We start from the raw sequence: 20,150 nt of genomic DNA, 5'->3' as shown, positions 1-20,150 counted from the left end.
GATTAGGGATGTCTCAAAAAGTCTATAATGACCTTTTAAAACATCCCTTATGATTACTCGACGTCCATTTCATTTGTAATGAGATAGTATTCCTCTGAACCTGGTGTCCAATGTTTAACACGTTCGTTTACACCAACAATAATATGAGGAAAAACGACGAAAGACTGTGGAATTTCTTCTTGGATAATGGTCACTGCTTCTTTCGTCAACTCGATTCTATTTTCTGTTTCTGCCGTTGCATTTAGATGATTCGTCACCTCATTTAATTCAGGAATATTGATTTGTGCTGGATTTAAAGACCCTTCTGGTTGATAAGCTACATTTAAAAAATACCCTCCGTCCCCTCTTGGAGCCGTTAAATTAGAGTATGTTACAATATCCCATTCATTTTGTTTTTCCCATAAATAACTATCAATGTCTTCAATAACAGTTATGTTAATATCAACCCCAATACTAGCTGCTTCTGCTTGTAAATATTGAGCGATTAATGGTAATTCTGGTCTTCCTTGATAGGTTGCTAGTGTTAATGCTAAAACTTCTCCATCCTTTACAAGCTTTCCTTCACTATTTTTTTCGTATCCTGCTTCTTTCAACAAAGCTTCGGCTTCAGCTGGATTATACGCAGTTTCAGTTTTTTCATTCGCAAATGGAAAATTCGGATGAAAAGGACTACTTGCAGCTGTCCCATGGTGATTCATAATTTCACTGACGACTATTTCACGATTGACTAATAAATCAAGCGCTTTTCGTACATTCAAATCTTGTAATGCTGATTTTGTCGCATTGTATAATAGAAAGTGAACTCTTAAACTAGAAATCGATTCTATTCGTAAATCATCATTAACTTCAATCGGTTCTAGTGCTTCTGGTGGTAAATGATAGGCAATATCAGCTTCACCCGATTGTAAAGCGAGAGCACGTACATTTCCATCAGCATTAAATTTTATCATGACGTTGTGAATATGTGCTACTCCGTCCCAATACCCATCATATCGCTCAAGTTTAATTTCAGATTCCGAGATAAAGTCAATGACTTTAAATGGGCCTGTTGCGATCGGTTTTTCACTTATATTCTCTTCATCTACTTTTACGACAGATGTATTTGTATGAACAAGTTCAGATAAAAACGCCGGATATGGCTCAGTCGTAACAAACGTAATCTCTTGCCCACTCGCTTCGATTGACGCGATTTTTAATGCCGATCCCATTGCGTCATTTACTTCTAGCAATCGGTCGAATGATGCTTTCACAGCATTCGCATCAACAACTGTACCATCATGGAACGTAATATCGTCTCTTACGGTAAATGTCCACGTAATGTCATCTTCTTGCTCCCACTTTTCTGCTAACCACGGTTGAATATTTAAATTCTCATCAATTTTTACTAATGTTTCTGCTATACCTGCTCTCACACCCATCGCATCTTGGTGTGGGTCAATCGTTTTTGATGCAAAACTAAATAAAAGTGTTAGTGATTTTTCCTCGCCTTTTAATCCAGTTTCCTCATGGTCCTTTTCATTTGTTGTCGTATCATTGCTCGTACTAGAACATCCAACAAAAAGAAATGTTAATAAAATCAGTAAATATACGAAAACATTGTGCTTCATTTTTCTTTCAAACCCTTTCTCTAAAAAATACTTAGCTATGCGATAGCCTCAGTACCACAGCTATCCTACTGTTTCTTTTATGTAGACGTTATCCCACAATACTCCCTTCCAATAGAAAATCGTAATCATTAAGATTTACTTTCATTACTATACAAAATACTCGTCTATTTCGTCAATTATAAATCGTAATAATTTCGAATTATTTTTATCCTCGCCTTTACATTTGATGTTTTTTTCGATATTGTATTAATCGTAACCATTACGATTAATTATGGAAGGTGAATAAACATGGCGAAAAAATCGAAAGTAGCAAAGGAAAAGAAAAGACAAGAGCTTGTTGCTCGATATGCAGAAAAAAGAAGAGAATTAAAAGCAAAAGGAGATTATATTGGTTTAAGCAAATTACCGAGAGATTCTGCACCAAGTCGTTTAACACGCCGATGCGAAGCAACCGGTCGTCCTCGAGGTGTACTACGGAAGTTTAAACTATCACGGATCGCATTTCGAGAATTAGCTCATAAAGGCCAAATTCCAGGTGTTAAAAAGTCAAGTTGGTAAGGAAACAGTCGTTTCCCCCTATTCCGTCAAAAAGGGTGTGGACTCCTTGACAACACAAACATCACTTACACTATTAACGGGAAGTAATGCGAAGCAAAAAAGGAATGTCATTGAGAAATTACAACATACTCATTTCGAACAATGCTTCACAATTTTATTTAGACCAAGTTCAGTTCAAGTGGTTGAAAAAGAAGGTGATTTCTTCCCTTTATCTCGCTTTATTGGCGAAGTCAATCACCATATTGAAGTGAATGGTTATGAGACGTTATCTTCTATTTTTGATGACTTATCATCACGTAATTCTATTCATCATATTATTGTTGATGTTCATCCACTTTCTGACATTCATTTAATTGTAGAGTGTCTTCCTTCAACAAACCTAAAACATCTTCACATCATTGATGCGAAAGACTTTTGGTTTAGTTATTTTTCTGAACATGTTATAAAGCAACAATATGGGGAAGATCTCGACTATACATTAGGTGAAAAAATAACCGAGCAAATCGAGTGTGCCGATACAATCGTTGTGTTTAACCAATCTAAATTATCTGAACGACAAATTGGGGAGCTACTTGCATTTTTACATGCAATACAACCATTTGCCGTCGTTAACGACGAGCATACATATGACCCAACATTTATGGAAAATCGAAAAGGTCTTGCCGGAGCTCGTTCTCACCATATGTTGTTTGATATGCAGAAGAAACAAGCAATTAGTCGGTGCAATGTAAGGCTTTTATATGACTTTGGAATATCTACGTATTTATTTACACGAGATGAGCCGATTGACTTTTCAAGATTAGAACAGTTTCTCATAACTCTTCCTGCAGAAGTGTTCCGAATGAAAGGAAAATACGTTGATTCTAACACAAAAGAAACAACATTCATTTCCCAAGTAGGCTCATCAGTCCAGGTTGAGACAATAGTCACACAAGAAAAAAGCCATTTATCCTATTTATCAGAATTCCTATTTATCGGTTCTGAAATAGATGTGGAACAACTGACTACAAAACTAAATGAATGCTTCACTGAGAATGTTGCTAATCAGAGAAAACAGCTGTAACGTTAAAGAGAGAGAAATGTCACTTAAGAAAAACGCGGATCCTCTTTTCTTTCAAGCGAAGTGCATGATGAAACAAAAAACACATCCCATTTCCCATTTTTGCGGTCAGAGCAGCCGTTATTTGTGAACATGATACGGGTTTCCGTTTATTAGCGGCCACAGGAGCGCTTATTCACGCCAAAGCCACTCTATTCCTAGCGATATATTATGAATAACGGCTCCTGTGTCCTCCAACTTTCCAAAACGCTAGCAATGTTCACAGATAACGGTTTTCATGGCCGCTTACTTACCATAATCAACAAAATTGCTAACGCGATAAACCCGCCCAAGTGTTGAATGATTCACTTGGGTCTTTTCTTGCTGTCTCATAGTACTCATTTATCAGAGCATTGTTATACACAAGTCGACTATTTTATAGTTTCCTACACGATAAGAAAACGCGGAGCGTCTTTTCTTTCAAGCGAAGTGCGGAGCCCTGCCCTCTTTTGAAAGTGAACCCCAATTGCTCTTTCCTGAGGTGAAACGTGAGGTGCGGAGCCTTCGCTCTTCTTGAAATAGCTTTCAAAGCTTCACTGCTACACCAAAATTTTTTTTTATCTTTTGAATAAAGACATTTCTCTTTCCTTTTGTTTGATTGACGCTTTCTATTGGACACTTCCTCCTCTCTTCTTTCCTGTTTTGTCTAATAGACGCCTTCTATTAGACACTTCCTCCCTTCTTCTCTCTCTTTTTGTCTTATAGAAGCAATCGCTATCCTCTTTTTTCGCAAAAAAAAAACACTAAAAAGTAAAACTCTACTTTTTTAGTGCTTTCATCGTTTCTTAAAGTTGCATTTGATCAAGCGCTTGCTCTAAATCCATCTGAATATCTTCCCAAGCTTCTAAACCTACAGATAGTCGAAGCATATTATTTGTGATCCCCATCTCTTCCCGTCTTTGTTCAGGAACAACAGCATGAGTTATTCATAAATTCTTGGGCTTTTTTCTTATCGCCTTTTATGGTAAAGCTAATCATTCCGCCGCCTTTTTTCATTTGCTCGTCATCTTGCATGCCAAACCCTGGATACACAACTTTTTCGACATATGGATGCTTTTGCAAATATGTTGCAATTTGAACAGCATTATCACAATGACGATCCATTCTAATTGGTAATGTTTTTAGTCCTCGTAATAATAGCCATGCATTAAATGGAGCCAATACTCCGCCAACATCTTTCCTCGTCGTGAACGAAACTTCTTCCATCATTGCTTTTGTTCCCACTGCAACACCAGCAATCACATCACCGTGACCACATAAATATTTTGTCGCACTATGAACAACAATATCACAACCAAGCTCTAATGGTCTTTGTAAATAAGGAGAACAAAACGTATTATCAACGACAACAGGAATACTATATTCATTTGCGACTTTGGCGACCATTTTTAAATCAATGATTTGCATCGTTGGATTAATCGGTGTTTCAACATAAATGCATGTTGTCTTTTCAGTAATTGCTGCGCGAAGCTCTTCTTCTGAACTCATCGCTGAAAAGTCAAAAGCGATATTGTATTTTTCTTGAAATAGTTCTAACAGTCCATACGTACAACCATAAACGCCTTGAGAACATAAAATATGGTCATCTGATTTTGTAAGACTCATTAATACAGCGGAAACAGCCGCCATACCTGAAGCAAAACCAAGTGCCATTTCTCCACCTTCAAGTTGAGCCATTCTTTGTTCAAACATCGTCACCGTTGGATTTCCTAACCTTGAGTAGACATACCCTGATTCTTCACCAGCAAATCGTTTTTCACCTTGCTCGGCCGTTTCAAATGTAAAGGTAGATGTTTGAAATATTGGCGGTGTTAAACTTCCAGCAAATTCATTCATATTATACCCTTCGTGAATGACTTTTGTTTCAAAGCGATTTTTTTCTTGACCCATTTTATTCTCCTCCATTATGAAAAGTAAACGCTTTCATATTTTTTGATATTATTATTCTTTCTCATGTTTAGATGAAACATCTTATATCTTCTATTTTACAATGATATTGCTGTTTTCAAGATATTTTTTTGTTAATTAGAAGGATTTCAAAAGAAAATAAAGTATATAATTAAAATAACAAAAATTAATTCAATTAATTGTAGTTCTTTACCCTTTTTATCGAATTTTTTTAAGGATGCGATTACTATGGAAACCATTACGAAAAAAATTATTGACCCGCTCGATTTGAAAATTTTAGATTTACTTCAAAAAGAATCACAGCTGACAAATACCGAAATTGCAAAAATCGTCAATTTATCGCCACCAGCAACACATGCCCGAATTAAACGACTTCATAAAGAAGGATATATTCAAAAACATGTTGCGATATTAGATGCAGAAAAATTAGGGTTTGATTTGCTTTCTTTTGTCTTTATTAGTTCAAACAATCATAAAGCTGAAAACTTAGACGTGTTAGAAAAAGCATTGTTTGAAATGGAAGAAGTATTAGAATGTCATTGTATAACTGGTGAATATGACTACCTTTTAAAAGTAGCAAATAAAGACAGAAAATCACTCGAAGGATTTGTTCGCAAATTAAACAAGCTTGGGATTACACAAATGCAAACAAGTTTAGCGTTACGTGAAGTGAAATATTCAAATGCGCTTCCAATATTACATGAAAAAGAAAGGAATAACGAACATGGCTGAACCGTTAAAAAATATGTATAATGACGCTTTTTTTTCGCAGTTTTTTCAAAAAGTAAAAGCTGTTTATCCTGAATTTCAAGAGAGGAGATTTTTACACTTTCTTTTTGATGAAAATTGGGAAACAAAAGAATTAAAAGAACGGATTCGTCACATCACCCATTCCATTGCATACACATTTCCGGACTCTTATGAAGACTCACTTCGTATCCTTTTAACACTGCATGAAACTTGCAAAGGATTTGAATACTTATTTTTTCCTGATTTTGTTGAAGTGTACGGTCAAAACGACTGGGATTTATCCTTGCATGCCTTAACCATATTTACATCAGGAAGCACTTCTGAATATGCCGTTCGTCCTTTTATAGAAAAGGATCCAGAAAAAATGGTGGCTACTATGATAACTTGGGCAGACAACCCAAATGAGCATATTCGGAGGCTAGCCAGTGAAGGGAGTCGTCCAAGACTTCCATGGGCTAAACCGTTACATGAATTTAAAAGGGACCCAACACCTATCCTTCCTCTCCTTATAAAGCTTAAGCAAGACGAAAGCCAATATGTGCGCAAAAGCGTTGCTAATCATTTAAATGATATTTCAAAAGACAACCCAAATATCGTCATTAACCTTTGTAAATTATGGAAAGGAACCAACCCTTATACAGACTGGATTATCAAACATGGATGCCGAACTTTACTTAGACAAGCACATCCAGATATTTTACAATTATTTGGATTTTCAAAAAATCCAACAGTCATCGTCGACCAATTAACGATATCGGGAAACAGCATCTATATTGGCGAATCATTCACATTTCAATTCAGGTTAACGAATCCATTAGAAGAAGCAGCGTTACTCCGGGTCGAATATGCCATCGATTTTGTAAAAGCAAATGGCAAACACTCAAGAAAGCTATTTAAAATCACTGAAAATAAATACAAACATGGCACTGTTCAATTTACAAGACGTCATTCTTTTAAAAACTTATCAACACGGATACATTATGCAGGAACACATCACCTTTCAATTATCGTTAACGGGAATGAACTAGATTCGATATCATTTGAGTTAACAAATAAAGAAAAACAAACGCAGCCATAAAGGTGCGTTTGTTTTATTTAAAGATGATAGATATAACTTCACTCATTGACATACTACTATCAATTTCATATGTGCCTGGTCGAAGGTTTTGAGCTAACCCTTTTTTCTCTACTTCATCAGAAAATTCTCTTGAACTTTCAATGATGTTTGCACGAACAAGGGCGTCACCGACATCAATACTTGTCATTCCAGAAACGACAGAAAGCATCGTACGATAAACAACTTCAGATTCTTTATCGTCTTTTTTCTCTTTCTCTTTCTCTTTTGCCTTTTCTTCTTGCTCTTTTTCTTGTTGCTTTTCTATTTCTTTTAGCTGTTCCGTCCATTTCGTTTCTACTTCATCAAGTTTGGCTTGTAATTCTGAATCTGTTAAAATAACATAGCCTTTTTCTTCTAGCATACTTTTTAACTCAGATTCTTCAGGCTCTCTTGGCACTTCAATTGTAATAGGTTCAACTTTTTCTGCTACACTTGCTTGGCCAGGAGTAGAAAAATAAACAACAGCACATACACTAGCTGCCACGAGTAGCCCGATAGCAAAACTGCGCATTTGATTAGCTGTCATTGGCTACCTTTCTCCTTTCATTCTTATGCTGAACATAAGGAGCTAACATAAGTTCAATCTCAGGTACACTGCGTTGTTTTTCATTCGCAATACTTTCAAAGGAATATCCTCGCCTATGTAAATCTAACACATCACGGATTAACTGTCTTTGTTCCCCAGTACTTACCTCTGCTTCTTGTGCCGTAATTTCAGCATCTAATTCTATTTTTCTAAGTTGTTCCTGAACTTTAAGTAATTCTTCTGTCATAGAAATAGAGACTTGTTCAATATGATGTTGTTCCTCTGTTTTTGATTGCTTCATTTTTACATATGACACGGCGAGCAATACAATCGCTGAAACAAACAAAAAAGTTAATACCCATACCATTTGGTAGGCCCTCCCTTACTAGATTGTACATTCTTCGGATTTTCCTATTATACAATGTTCTAAGCAACAATTCGATGAAATCTTTTAAAACACTGCATAAGTCGCGCAAAAACGACATGTTATACACGATGAATTATAGATGAAAGGAACTTAATGCCTATCTTTGGTTAGGACTAAAAAAGTCTTACTGGAAGAAGATGAAAACATTGGTCTTAATATTATTCATTGATAATCTGACCTTTAATATCTCCATTAATCTTTTCGATTTGTCCACCTCGATTGACTATATCGCCGAAAACGGTGTGCTCCACAACTAACCGTGAGAATGGAGATATAATAATTGTCCCATCTACCTCCCCTCTCAATTCTAATTTCGCCCCGCTCAACACAGTCACAGTACCTTTAATTTTCCCAAGCAGTACAGTATCTCTTTCAATAATAATATCTTGATTTATCGTTCCGGATAATAGTTTCATAATTTAACTATGCCTCCCTTTTATTTCTACTATTACGAACAAGAAGTCAAAAGGTTTCACTTTATAAGTTTAATTGTGAATAAAAAACGTCAACCACCTGGCTAACGTTTTTTCCTTTTCACTCTTATTTATCCTTGTTCGCCTTCTTGTTCCGTTTCATTGTTTTTATTTCGTTCATATTTAATAAACAACGCTACGATTAAAGCAAGCAAAGTTAAGACAGATAATACGATAAATGCCATATTCACCCCATAAATATCAGGATAATCAAGGTGACCTTGACTTTCTGCTCTTTGCTTAGTTGTCGTCATTACAGTCACTAATATCGCCGTCCCTACTGAAGCTGCAACCATTCTCATCGTATTATCCATCGCAGCTCCATGTGGGATTAATCGGTTAGGAAGCTGATTAAGTGCTGCCGTTGCAACAGGCATCATCACCATTGATAATCCAAACATTCTTATCGTATACATGACGGTAATATAAACAAAAGATGTAGTGGGACTTAAAATGACGAACGCAAAAGAAGAAATTGTCATTATGAGTAACCCAGTAATGACTAACCATTTTGCCCCAATTTTATCAAAAATCCTCCCTGTAATCGGCGACATCATTCCCATGACTAATGCCCCAGGTAATAAAGCTAATCCTGCTTCAAAAGCGGTGAACTCTCTCATATTTTGCATGTACATTGGAACTAATGTTTCAACACCTATTAATCCCATAAATCCAATCATTCCGATAATAACAGCAAATGGAAAGATTGAGTATGTAAATACACGGAATTCAAGCATAGGATGTGCAAGCTTTAATTGCCGCAAAATAAATAGTAGTAACGCCAATACCCCAATCCCTAATGAAAGTAACGTTAAGAAATGTGTCCAACTGTTATTCCCTGCACTTGTAAACCCATATAGCAATCCACCAAACCCAAAGGAAGAAAACAGAATGGAGATGATATCGACATTTGGCTTAGTTACCTCAGTTACGTTTTTCAACACAAATATCGCAATAATAATATCGATAATGGCTATCGGAAAAATAATAAAAAACAACACACGCCAAGAGTAATTCGAAGTGACCCAGCCTGACAATGCAGGACCAATTGCTGGGGCAAAGGAAATCACTAACCCGATTAATCCCATGGCAGACCCTCGCCGTTCTTTTGGAAAAATCATTAAAAAGACGGTTGTCATTAATGGTAGCATTACGCCTGCCCCTAATGATTGAATGACTCGGGCAAGCAACAACATTTCAAAATTAGCCGCAAACCCACCAACAAGTGTACCAAAGGCAAAGACACTCATTGCGGTAATAAATAATTGTCTCGTTGTAAATCGTTCTAATAAAAATGCACTAACAGGAATCATAATTCCATTTACTAGCATAAAAACAGTCGTTAGCCATTGTGCACTATTCGGACTAACTCCCATTTCATTCATAATCGGCGGTATCGCAGTAATCATTAATGTTTGGTTTAATATGGCAATAAATGAACCAATCAGTAATAAAGCAACAACGGTTTTTCGATTAATCGTTCCTAATGAAGCATTCATATAATACCTTCTCTCAACATGTTAAAATTCCTTAGTATAGACTACTCCTATTTTTAACATTTTTCTAGAATTCTGCTTCGTAATTTTTTCTAATGAATAGCCAAGTTCGTTTCTTTCGATATTTTATGAAACACTACCTATGTTTTATTCAATACTGACATATGTTCAATTGTATTCATATATATCGGCATATAAATCATATAACAAAAAAACGTAGCGAGTGGCTTTCGATTCCCATACAAGCGAAAAAAAAAAAAACTGCCGTACTTTCACGGCAGTTTAAAGCTCGAATTCCCACTCCTCTTTCATTTTCACATAAAGAAGAAGCAAGCCATTCTCTCGTTCGAAATGTGTTTTTCCTTCGACAGGGATACCTGCTTTCGGAAATAGTTTTGCTGCTAATTGTTCAGTTACTTGTATTCGTTCTTCATGCTGTAAATGCAATAGTCGCTCACTATACATTTTAAGAAGGTCCCATTCTTTTTTCCCGAAAGAAGAGAGCACAATAGGTTGATCGGAGCTTTGTATTTTTCTTTTTTCGATTTCAACATCAATCGAGGTTCTTTTTATAGCTTTTTTTCTTTTTTCATGAACGACAATGGTTCCGGCAACTAAATCACCGATTCGTTTATGTTTCGGATGAAGAAAAATCATCAGGATCCCTAGTAAGTAACTCGTTGGTAAAGCATCAATGATTCGGAGTAAATTACGCAGAAAACTTGATAACAACGTAATGCTATGACCGTTTTCCTGAATAACTCTAATACCAATAGCCATTTTACCAACTGTGCGTCCAGCAGAAAAAAACTCATATACAACAAAATATCCCCAATTAATTAAAAATAATAACACAAAAAATAAGATTAACAGAATATCTGCAAAAGCCGCCGGTACACCTCCAGCTTCAAGTACAGGCAAAATGATCATAAAAATGACCACAAGTATTATTGTTGCGACTGTTAAAATCGCTTGATCAATAATAAAGGCTACAGAGCGACTTCCTAACCCTGCAGGTTCAAACTGTAGTGACACATATTCTGGTGTTTTCACTTCGATTTCATTCACTTATTCTCACCTCATGCATGTAAAAATTTAACTTATCTGTTTCTATTTTTCTATCGTATCACTATAATAGATATAAAGGCTTTTGTCTTAATTCGTATGTAAATGATAAGAGGGTGTCACAATAATGAAGATGAAACAATTTGTTCAATTGCACCGCGAAGATTGGAAGCAACTTGAACATCTCATTCGTATTTTCCACAAAAAAAAGCGGAATGTAACAGGAGCAGAAATCGAACACTTTCATAAACTTTATCAAAAAACAGCGCAACATTTATCCTATAGCCAAACTTATTTTAAAGGTGAAGATGTTACCTTTTACTTAAACGGTCTTGTTGCGAAAGCTCATAATCTCCTATACCGTGACCAAGTTTCTAGTTTAAAACAAATCGGACAATTTTTTGGCACAACTTTTATTGGGCTCTTTCTCCAACAATGGAAATTTATTATTGTTGCGATGCTTTTGTTCTCGTTAGGAATGCTTGGAAGTTTTTTTACGGTGTTACAAGATCCTCTTTATTTATATTCGATTCTTCCTGCTGATATTGCTCAAGCAGTGGATCCTGAGCAATTAGGGAAAAATCACGATATGATAAATGCTTCTTATATGTCCGTCACCATTATGTTAAATAATATCCAAGTTGCTATTTTAGCTTTTGCTGGAGGGGTGACATTTGGCATTCTGACCGTGTACGTTTTAATTTATAACGGGATTATCGTTGGTGCTTTGGCTGCTCTTTTTTGGCATTATGGAATGTCCTATCAATTTTGGGCTTATATCGTCCCACACGGTATGATTGAATTGACGGCCATCTTTATTGCAGGCGGTGCAGGATTACTAATGGGATATAAGTTATTTGTGCCAGGTGAATATTCTAGAGGTTACCAATTAAAAGAAAACGGGAAACGCTCCGTTTTACTTTTACTTGGTACCATTCCGCTATTCATCATTGCTGCCTTTGTTGAAGGGTTTATCACACCAGCTCCCATCCCGCTAGGAGCTAAATATGCTGTTGCTTTTATTACCGTCATTGGATTACTTGCCTATATTATCGTTGGAAATAGATTACTTACGAAAAAACAACTTATAACAACCCACGATTAATTATATTGATATACGAGGAAACAGCAACCGTTGCCAACCTCTCTTCTTTTGCCTCCACTAAGTGGAGGCCTTGTTTTTCCCACTTTGCTTTTCCGCGTTTTTTTACTACCCATTGTTGCTGTGCTATCGTTTTTACCATAGCGTTTTGAACCGTCGTAGGATAGTCAGCAACTCTTTCCAATAATGTCTCATCTTCTACACCGATCATCAAAAACAAATGGCGTTTTCGTAATCTTATTAAATAATGAAGTGCACTCTCTTCATGTAAAAACGTACTTACATCACTAAATAACAAAAGGAAACTGCGCTTTTTTTGAACAAGTTCTAAGTAACGTAAAATTTCTCCATAATTTGATTCTGCTGCATCCACTTGTACATCATAAATTGCATGCAAAATCGTTTGAAAATGCGCCATTCCTTTACCCGGAGGCACAAAAACTTTCACATCTTTCGAAAAAGCAATGACGGCAACATAATCACCTTTATTTAGCGCTGCTGCTGTAACGGTTAATGCCGCTTCTAACGCTTTTTCCAAACGGTTCCCTTTTTTTAACTCCGACCCCATCATACGACCACAATCAACTAAAATTGTTATATATTTACCGTGTTCAGGCTCATATTCGTTCGACATGACTTCTTGAAGCTTTGCTGTTTGACGCCAATTAATTAAGCGCGGGTCATCCCCAACGACATAGTTTCTAATTTTTGAAAATTCACCTGCACCACTTCGATGTTTTCTCTTCATTGAACCTTCATATAATAAATATCGTTGAGCACTTTCTAAATACTGTTTTGTCTCCGTCATATCAGGGATGACTTTCACTTTATCCTCAAGGGGTACTTTTATTTGTTTTTTCCATAATCCAAGTTTACTTTCATAGCGAACGAACAAATACGAGATCGTGTAATCCCCTCGTATGGGAGCGATCGTTTCATAAATCACGGTTGTTCTTTCGCTCGATAATACACCATGAATCGGAAATGACCGTACAAAAGATTGTGGCAATCCATCAATAAGTTCTATCTTTATCCAATGAGAAGACATCGTTTCTATTGTAATAGAAACACGATACGATAGACCACGCTCGATTTTCTCCTCGATAGTTCTAGTAAATGTTAATTGCCCTTTTTTAGCAGAAAACAATAAGTCACTTAAGCTTGCAAGTAAAACAATAATGAACAAGAGAAGAATAAAAACGAACGAAAGACCGAAAAAGCTTCCAATTAAAAAAATCCCTGCAGTTACACTAAGAAAAATTACTAGTTTTTTCGAAGGTACAATTCCTTTATCTCGGAACAGGAATCGATCCAATAAGTTCTGCGATGGTTTGGTCAACGGTCGCTCCCTCCAATTCTATATGAGGAGATAATTGAACTCTGTGGCGTAATGCTGGTCGAGCAACAAGTTTTATATCATCAGGAGTCACATAATCCCTTCCTGATAAATAAGCCCACGCTTGACTCGCTTTTCCAATGGCTATTGCTGCACGGGTACTAGCTCCAAAACGAAACATCTCTGATTCTCTCGTTAGCCTAACGATTTTCAAAATATATTCGAGCACACTGTCCCGAATTGTCACTTGTTCCATTTCTTTTCGAATGTTATAAAAAGTATCCATATCAAGACTGGCTTGAATAGCTTGAAAATTTAACTTGTTTTCAATCACTTCTCGTAATACTTTTGTTTCTTCCTCTAAAGACGGAAAATCGATTATTAATTTAAATAAAAAGCGATCTTGTTGAGCTTCTGGGAGTGGATATGTCCCTTCAAATTCAATTGGATTTTGCGTAGCCACTACAAAAAACACATCAGGTAATTTAAATGTTTCCCCTTGGATTGTCACTTGTTTTTCTTCCATCGCTTCTAAAAGAGCTGCCTGTGTTTTCGCTGGTGTTCGGTTAATTTCGTCCGCAAGCAAAATATTAGTAAAAATGGGACCTTTTAACGTTTGGAATGAACCTTCCTTCATATTGTATATCATACTTCCTGTAATATCGCTCGGAAGCAAATCTGGAGTAAACTGAATACGATGGAATGTACCACCTAATAAAGACGCTAACGTTCGCACCATTTTTGTTTTTCCCGTACCTGGAACACCTTCTAATAACACATGTCCACCTGTTAAAATCGAAGCTAACAATAGCTTTATATTCAGACTTTGACCATGAATATGTGTTTCATACTGTTCAATTAAGGATGTAAGCTCTTGTCTCATCCTTCTTCCACCTCTTTTCGCAATTGTTCAATCATTTTCGTCCAGAAAAGAAATTCTTGTTTGCTTATGTTTTCTTTTCGTAGTACATCCTGAATTCGACTCGTAAACGAATGAATCTCTTCCTTTGCCATGCCATTCCATTTTTTTTCAAACGTATCGTTACAATCAACCCATGCTTTACTATAAGGAAGCCCCCAGCGCTCTTGCATTTTGATTTTCACATAATCAGCTTGAATAACTAGTGCTTCCCGATAAAGCTGACCACGATTATACCATGCTGCTAAAGCACGAATTCCTTCATCACTAAATCGAACATATTCTTCACGCCGGGTAATAATCGGACCGAAACGCTTCCCTTTATACCAAAGCCACACTAACGTGATGACAGCACCTTGAACAAGCAAAAGTAAAAACCACGTTGGGTAGACGGTCCAAACTGTTTCTTTATGAGCACCATGAATATATTCATCAAATAATACTGCTGTATATTCATCAAGTTGAAGGAACGAAAACAACAAGGAAAGATGCTGTTGAGATAAAATATGTTCATTCGTAACCCATTGCGGAGTGTTCAATACAAATAATGATCCTTCACCATATGACCGCTTTAGCGCAATAACACCAAAGTCATCATGAAACAACATTTGGTCTTCTTCTTTAGGAAGAAGTCGGACGTTAGACCAAACATGTCCTTCATATTGGTTTCCTTGTCCTGATGTTATCGTCTGAACCAATTCAAATCCTGAGTCGACATACTCAACTTGTAAATCAAACATTCCTCTAGGATTTTCATGGAACAAGATGATTGTATTTCCTTCCTCCATAAAATTTATGTAATCTTGCATTTCAGTACTTGTTGGTATAAAAAAAGGTTCTATCATAAACAAAACTTGATGATCGTCATTTTTTGGAAGATAAGACGGTAAGTGAGTCCATTTATCGACTTGAAGATCTTCTTGTTGTAAGTAGGTAAACCATGCTTTCACACCTGTTGGAGAAGGTGATTCTGAAACATATCGTGGATATTCAATAAGCTGTTGCTGTTTTGAACTAATCAAGTAACCAAACAGCAAAAACAAAAGTAGCAAAACAGAGATCCACAGCCAACTCTTTTTTGTAAATTTGGAACTGTTCAAAACAGGATCATTCCTCCTTCGCTATGTTTCTATTGTGCATCTCTATTTTTTGGTTCACTTCATATTGATAAGAATCATATTCTTCTTTTTCAACTGCGCCTTCACCATATGTCACCTTCTCAAATAACAATGCCAAATTAAAAAACAGTACGGCATCACTTGAATCTCCTTTTTGCAGTTCATCGTAATATTCCCAATTTGTCTTCCAAATTTTTGCATGTAACCGTTTTGTCTCATGATAAAATAGCAGTAACGCAAAAAATAAATGTCGTGTTGCTTCATTATAATTACTCTCTTTTTCATAATTTTTGGCGGCTTCTCTATGTTCTCTATATGTCCATTTAAATTCATTAGCGGACTGAAATGGTTTTGCTGATCGAAACTTACGTCTTCGTTGCACATTTCTTCCGATAAAAAATAAGGAAATACATAAAATAACAACAAATACAATGACAATAACAATAACAGCTAGTTGGGCAATACTTCCTGTTGGTTCAAGCGATGGAAATAGTTTGATTAGAATTTCAACAATCCAAGCTTCTACTCTTGCCCAGATCGATTCAATGAATGATTCTGTTTGGTCATAGTACGCCGTATACTCGGTTTGCTTTAAAATTTCTTCAAGTTTTTCTCTAGCCTCTGTTTCCATTCCATCACCACTTCTCTAATTTGATTTGAGCGGTTCATAGCTTTCGATTAGTTCTTTTAAATCATCTGCATCATAACGAGCTTTTAAATCAAAAAACATAACAGCAAAAGCAACCGAATAAATAACCCATGTAATCATTTCAACGACATTTAAAATAAGCTGAAATAAAACACTATTTCCTAGAAAAGCCCCAAACACAAGTTCAACCCCACTCATGGTAAGTAATACAATGATAAAGAGTAAAAAGTAAATCCCCATTAATGTCCATGTTCTTTTCTTTGTTAAATTCCAACTTCGACCTAAGCCTGGGGAAATCCTATCGATAACGACTGAACCAAAATAAAAACCCCAACGGATGTAAAAATAAAAGACTCCAAAAAAGCAAGGGATAAATAAAATTATGGCTATAACCGCTCCTAATACAGGATGGATAAAACCAAACGCCATAGTTAAAATCATAATCAAAATGAAAGGAACAAAAATAAGTCCCAACATAATAAGAAAAAATAACAGGCTACATCCAATAATTGGCCAAAACCTCGAAAAAGCTTTTTTCAAAACACTCCCAATCGAGTATTGTTCTCCTTGTCGTAATGAAAAGATAGCTAATAAAATCGATGCTTGTGCTATGGGGAGAAAAACATATGAAATCAATTCGATACCACCACTCCAAAGCTCAGCTGCGACACTTCCTGATGGGGATGTAGTATCAAAGCTCATAAAAAGATCATCAAACCAATTTGTCCCTAGCTCAACAGCACGAAAAAAAGTAGCCCCATATAAAAGTTCAACGACCGCTTGGAGAAGATAAAACGGACCTGATAAAATAAGGATAATCAAAAAAAAGTTTAAAAAATGTCGTTTCGTTATTGAAAAGGTTTGGTCTAAAATTTGGCCAAATCCTAAAGGTCTGTTTAACGGATTGTTCATGTGATTTGCCCCCTATGAGTATATAATTCTATTGCTTATATTACCATTGAATGGGGTAATTGTCATAAAATATAAAAACAAAAAAAGAAACACGGTTACAGACGTGCTTCCTTTAGATGAGTTTTAAAAGTTTATTAACTTTGTTGGGTAGCTAATTGATTTTGAGTTCGAGGTTGTCGTGACCGCTGAACTGCTTCTGTAAACCCTTCTCCTACAACTTCTGTTGCATCGCAAAAAATGATAAAAGCAGATGGATCAATCGATTGAATCATAGCTTTTAATTGACTAGCTTTTGTTGGATGTAAAACTGTCATCATGATAACTCTTTCATTTTTACTATACCCGCCTTGACCAGATATTTTGGTCAATCCACGATCTAATTCATACAATACCGCATCTTTAATTGTGTTTTCATATTCAACCGACGAAATAATATACGCCATTTTTGATGCTTTTGTTTGCATGATAAAATCCATTGTTTTTCGCATTAAAAAGATTCCAAGTAAAGCATACAGTGCTTTTTCTGGTGAATAAATCATCCCTGCTGAAACAATGACGATTGAATCCAGCACTAAAATTGTCGTGCTCGGTTTAACTTGTTTATATTTATGCAAAATAATCGCAATTAATGTGAATCCGCCGATGTTTCCTTGAGATCGTAATATGATTCCTAACCCGACTCCAATCCCTAACCCACCATAAATAGCTGCTAACAATGGATCAGACGTTAATGGTGTCACGTTATACGTAATATTCACAAAAAATGGAACTAACAATGATCCGATAACTGACTTAACGACAACACCCCAACTTAAAAACAACCGACTCCCTAGTAATATACCAATTGAAATAATCCATAGAACAATGGATGTTTTCACTTCAAAAACTGAACTTATAACTAACGATGCACCTGGCAAACCTCCAGATGCAATTTCATTCGGTATTAAAAACAATGTAAAGCATAACGCAATCATAAATGTTCCTAGAATCATAGCCCCATATTGTCTCATTTGTTTATACATGGTAACCTTCCCCTTCCTATGAAAAAAGTATAAAAGCTACCATTTTATTTTGCAATGACGTCCATTAACGCTCCAATCCGTTTGTACGTTTATGCTTTTGTACAATGAAGGGGTGAAGTCACATATGATTTCGACACTGTTTTTACCAGCATAAACCTCCGCATATCCATTTGCCTTCATTATGCAATGAAAATTAGTTGTTTGCTTTTAAAAGGAAGTGTTTTTAGCCGTTCTCTATTCTAATGGACGGTAAAAATCACAAAAGTCTCTTTAGTATCAAGTGAAGAATTCAGACTATTTTGTCAAAATTTGCGCTTGCCCGGAAAATAATGAACCATTTCCCTATCCGTAGTCCTCTTTTAACTGAAATTCTACTCAAGAATAGAGTAAATATCGAGAGTATTATTGAAAATCCATTATTCTATTTTTTCCAAATAAAAGGCTCTGTTTCAATCACCAATTAGGAATCCACTTTCCTACTATTAATCATAAACTCATCAACAAAATAACGTGGAGTTAACTGCTCCCCTGTAGCTGATCGGATTAAATCATTCCAGTGCATCGATAATCCAGGCTTAAAAAATTTCTCAATAAAAAAAGCACCGACTTCTTTTTTATATATATTTTCAGATATATGGGTTTGAATATAATGGGATAGTTGTGATGCCGTAAGCTCCCCTAACAAATAATCTTGATAAGAAACAGGTGCTAACGAAAAATGCATTTTTGCAGCCCAGTCCGGATAATCTGTTTCTTCAGGAGGGTTTATCCCTTGGATTTCCTTAACAAGCTTCCACCACAATTTATTTACATTTTGGGTTGGATTTTCATATAATTGGCGTTCAAAAAACGTAAACAAAATAATCCACCTTGCTGAAACAAGCATTTGTCTTTGCAGCATTTTTTCACTCGACTTCATTTGTTCTTCATTTTCATGTAAAAATAAACGTTGCCATTCTCTCGTTTTATTTAATCTTCCAAAGAACATCGCACTTGCTTCTGTTGTTAATGTATGGGCATGAAAGCGCAAAAGGAAGGGTAATTCTTTATTAATATGCTGAAAATAAACACCATGACCCATTTCATGAAGAAGAACAGAAGTCCAAAATGCACTTTCGTCTATATTAGCAAAAACACGAATATCTCCATTTCGATCTGCATCAGTACAAAATCCGAATGGGTTTTTATTTTTTCGAGGATATAAGTCACTTCGCTTTACAATGTCTTCAATTTGAAAACCCATTTGTGTAAAGGTATTCGTTACGATAGAGACAATATCTTTTTCTTTATACGGGGCATCCATGTTCTGATTTTCTATTGAAGGTGCTTCTTGAAAAAAAGGGTCAACATAATGCCAAGGGCGAAGATTTTCTTTTTGAAGTTGAAATAATATTGCTCTTTCTTCATCAATTTCAAACTTCACCCTTTGAAATGAATCCTCAGATAACTGAAGTAATTGCTCAAATAAATGAAACACTTCATCTATATTCAATTCTTGGGTATTGAAACACATTTCGTAATAATTTTGAAACCCAAGTTCCTTAGCCTGCTCATTTCTAACCTTGATGAGTTCATGAATCGATGGCTCAATGACTTTTCCAATTTGTTTACTTGCAAGCCAAGCTTCTTTCCGTTCTTCTTCATTAAGGCTATGTTTTAATACATCAAGAATTTCATGATTCGTTGTTTCCTTATAATGAAATGTCGGTCGGAAATTTGTAAACCGTTCTGCTATTTTTTTCTCTAGTGCTAATCCTTGTTTGATTTTTTCGAGTGAGATTTGGTTTTTTACCATCTTATGAAACAAATCTTCTAGTTGCCGGCGTTCTATACTAGTTATTTCATTTTGACTTAAGTAATATTGAACAAGTTCGAATGATTGTTTGTTAGAAAAGTACTTATAGTAATTCGATAACTCTCGTTCATGTTTATCGCTCCACTCTTTGTTACCTGTCGTAGCTGCCATCCAATGGCATGTTAAAACAGACTGATATAAGGAAGAGATTTGTTCGTTTTGCGCCTCCAAGAAATCGCTTACACTCATCATCAAAAATGTCGCCTCCATT

Annotated in this window: 18 protein-coding genes and 1 pseudogene; 5 read left to right on the top strand and 14 right to left on the bottom strand. The window is 35.9% G+C overall.

Annotated elements, in window-relative coordinates; all coding sequences use genetic code 11:
- Positions 1-53: 53 nt before the first annotated feature.
- Entirely contained in the window at positions 54-1,607 is a 1,554-nt protein-coding gene (gene nikA, locus T323_RS0110665; protein WP_051556485.1) for a nickel ABC transporter substrate-binding protein, read from the bottom strand.
- Positions 1,608-1,895: 288 nt separating this feature from the next.
- Here nikA and rpsN point away from each other — a divergent pair, with 288 nt between their 5' ends.
- Together rpsN and T323_RS0110655 are read left to right on the top strand one after the other, a co-directional pair.
- Positions 1,896-2,165, top strand: coding sequence for a 30S ribosomal protein S14 (rpsN, locus tag T323_RS0110660; RefSeq protein WP_026673269.1), 270 nt, complete (start codon positions 1,896-1,898; stop codon positions 2,163-2,165).
- A 46-nt stretch (positions 2,166-2,211) separates the two neighbouring features.
- Positions 2,212-3,228, top strand: a complete 1,017-nt coding sequence (locus T323_RS0110655) for a GTP-binding protein (RefSeq protein ID WP_026673268.1) — start codon at positions 2,212-2,214, stop codon at positions 3,226-3,228.
- Between the two features lie 821 nt (positions 3,229-4,049).
- On the opposite strand, the pseudogene T323_RS26540 reads toward T323_RS0110655, so the two are convergent.
- A pseudogene (locus tag T323_RS26540) lies at positions 4,050-5,154 on the bottom strand (aminotransferase class I/II-fold pyridoxal phosphate-dependent enzyme).
- Positions 5,155-5,400: 246 nt separating this feature from the next.
- Here T323_RS26540 and T323_RS0110640 point away from each other — a divergent pair.
- Positions 5,401-5,904: an Lrp/AsnC family transcriptional regulator gene (locus T323_RS0110640; RefSeq protein WP_026673266.1), complete on the top strand. Its 504-nt coding sequence runs from the start codon at positions 5,401-5,403 to the stop codon at positions 5,902-5,904.
- A complete protein-coding gene (locus tag T323_RS0110635; RefSeq protein ID WP_026673265.1) occupies positions 5,897-7,000 on the top strand; it encodes a DNA alkylation repair protein in 1,104 nt (367 codons plus the stop codon). The genes T323_RS0110640 and T323_RS0110635 overlap by 8 nt, the downstream gene beginning before the upstream one ends.
- A gap of 13 nt (positions 7,001-7,013) precedes the next feature.
- Here the strand turns inward: T323_RS0110635 and T323_RS0110630 are convergent, their stop codons facing one another.
- The 5 genes from T323_RS0110630 to T323_RS0110610 all read right to left on the bottom strand — a co-directional run bounded on the left by T323_RS0110630 (position 7,014) and on the right by T323_RS0110610 (position 11,029).
- The gene (locus T323_RS0110630; protein ID WP_026673264.1) at positions 7,014-7,565 is read right to left on the bottom strand and encodes a hypothetical protein; all 552 of its coding nucleotides are present in this window, start codon (positions 7,563-7,565) and stop codon (positions 7,014-7,016) included.
- Positions 7,555-7,932, bottom strand: coding sequence for a hypothetical protein (locus T323_RS0110625; RefSeq protein ID WP_026673263.1), 378 nt, complete (start codon positions 7,930-7,932; stop codon positions 7,555-7,557). Before T323_RS0110625 ends, T323_RS0110630 begins: the two co-directional genes overlap by 11 nt.
- A 218-nt stretch (positions 7,933-8,150) precedes the next feature.
- The gene (locus T323_RS0110620) at positions 8,151-8,408 is read right to left on the bottom strand and encodes a hypothetical protein (RefSeq protein ID WP_026673262.1); all 258 of its coding nucleotides are present in this window, start codon (positions 8,406-8,408) and stop codon (positions 8,151-8,153) included.
- Between the two features lie 128 nt (positions 8,409-8,536).
- Positions 8,537-9,964 carry an MDR family MFS transporter gene (locus T323_RS0110615; RefSeq protein ID WP_035178422.1) on the bottom strand — a complete coding sequence of 476 codons (1,428 nt, stop codon included), beginning with the start codon at positions 9,962-9,964 and terminating at the stop codon, positions 8,537-8,539.
- 279 nt (positions 9,965-10,243) lie between these two features.
- Positions 10,244-11,029 (bottom strand): RDD family protein, encoded by a 786-nt coding sequence (locus T323_RS0110610; protein WP_026673260.1) that lies wholly within the window; start codon positions 11,027-11,029, stop codon positions 10,244-10,246.
- Between the two features lie 124 nt (positions 11,030-11,153).
- Between T323_RS0110610 and T323_RS0110605 the strand changes: the two genes are divergently transcribed.
- Positions 11,154-12,131, top strand: coding sequence for a stage II sporulation protein M (locus T323_RS0110605; protein ID WP_026673259.1), 978 nt, complete (start codon positions 11,154-11,156; stop codon positions 12,129-12,131).
- Here the strand turns inward: T323_RS0110605 and T323_RS0110600 are convergent.
- The 7 genes from T323_RS0110600 to T323_RS0110570 form a co-directional block, all read right to left on the bottom strand.
- Positions 12,112-13,467 (bottom strand): DUF58 domain-containing protein, encoded by a 1,356-nt coding sequence (locus tag T323_RS0110600; protein WP_084309239.1) that lies wholly within the window; start codon positions 13,465-13,467, stop codon positions 12,112-12,114. The two genes, T323_RS0110605 and T323_RS0110600, sit on opposite strands and share 20 nt — an antisense overlap.
- Positions 13,418-14,347, bottom strand: a complete 930-nt coding sequence (locus tag T323_RS0110595; RefSeq protein ID WP_026673257.1) for an AAA family ATPase — start codon at positions 14,345-14,347, stop codon at positions 13,418-13,420. Before T323_RS0110595 ends, T323_RS0110600 begins: the two co-directional genes overlap by 50 nt.
- Positions 14,344-15,483, bottom strand: a complete 1,140-nt coding sequence (locus tag T323_RS0110590; RefSeq protein WP_026673256.1) for a DUF4350 domain-containing protein — start codon at positions 15,481-15,483, stop codon at positions 14,344-14,346. The genes T323_RS0110595 and T323_RS0110590 overlap by 4 nt, the downstream gene beginning before the upstream one ends.
- 7 nt (positions 15,484-15,490) lie before the next feature.
- Positions 15,491-16,132, bottom strand: a complete 642-nt coding sequence (locus tag T323_RS0110585; protein WP_026673255.1) for a hypothetical protein — start codon at positions 16,130-16,132, stop codon at positions 15,491-15,493.
- Positions 16,133-16,147: 15 nt separating this feature from the next.
- Complete coding sequence (locus T323_RS0110580; protein WP_026673254.1) at positions 16,148-17,062, bottom strand: hypothetical protein; 915 nt, start codon at positions 17,060-17,062, stop codon at positions 16,148-16,150.
- 134 nt (positions 17,063-17,196) lie between these two features.
- Positions 17,197-18,084, bottom strand: a complete 888-nt coding sequence (locus tag T323_RS26535; RefSeq protein WP_051556484.1) for a YitT family protein — start codon at positions 18,082-18,084, stop codon at positions 17,197-17,199.
- A gap of 460 nt (positions 18,085-18,544) precedes the next feature.
- Positions 18,545-20,131: a M2 family metallopeptidase gene (locus T323_RS0110570; RefSeq protein WP_245613716.1), complete on the bottom strand. Its 1,587-nt coding sequence runs from the start codon at positions 20,129-20,131 to the stop codon at positions 18,545-18,547.
- Positions 20,132-20,150 lie beyond the last annotated feature (19 nt).

Source organism: Alkalihalobacillus bogoriensis ATCC BAA-922, assembly GCF_000621445.1.
Taxonomy (GTDB): domain Bacteria; phylum Bacillota; class Bacilli; order Bacillales; family Bacillaceae_F; genus Bacillus_AO; species Bacillus_AO bogoriense.
Note: the sequence above shows the minus strand (reverse complement) of the source record. Positions and strands in the feature narration are given on the sequence as shown.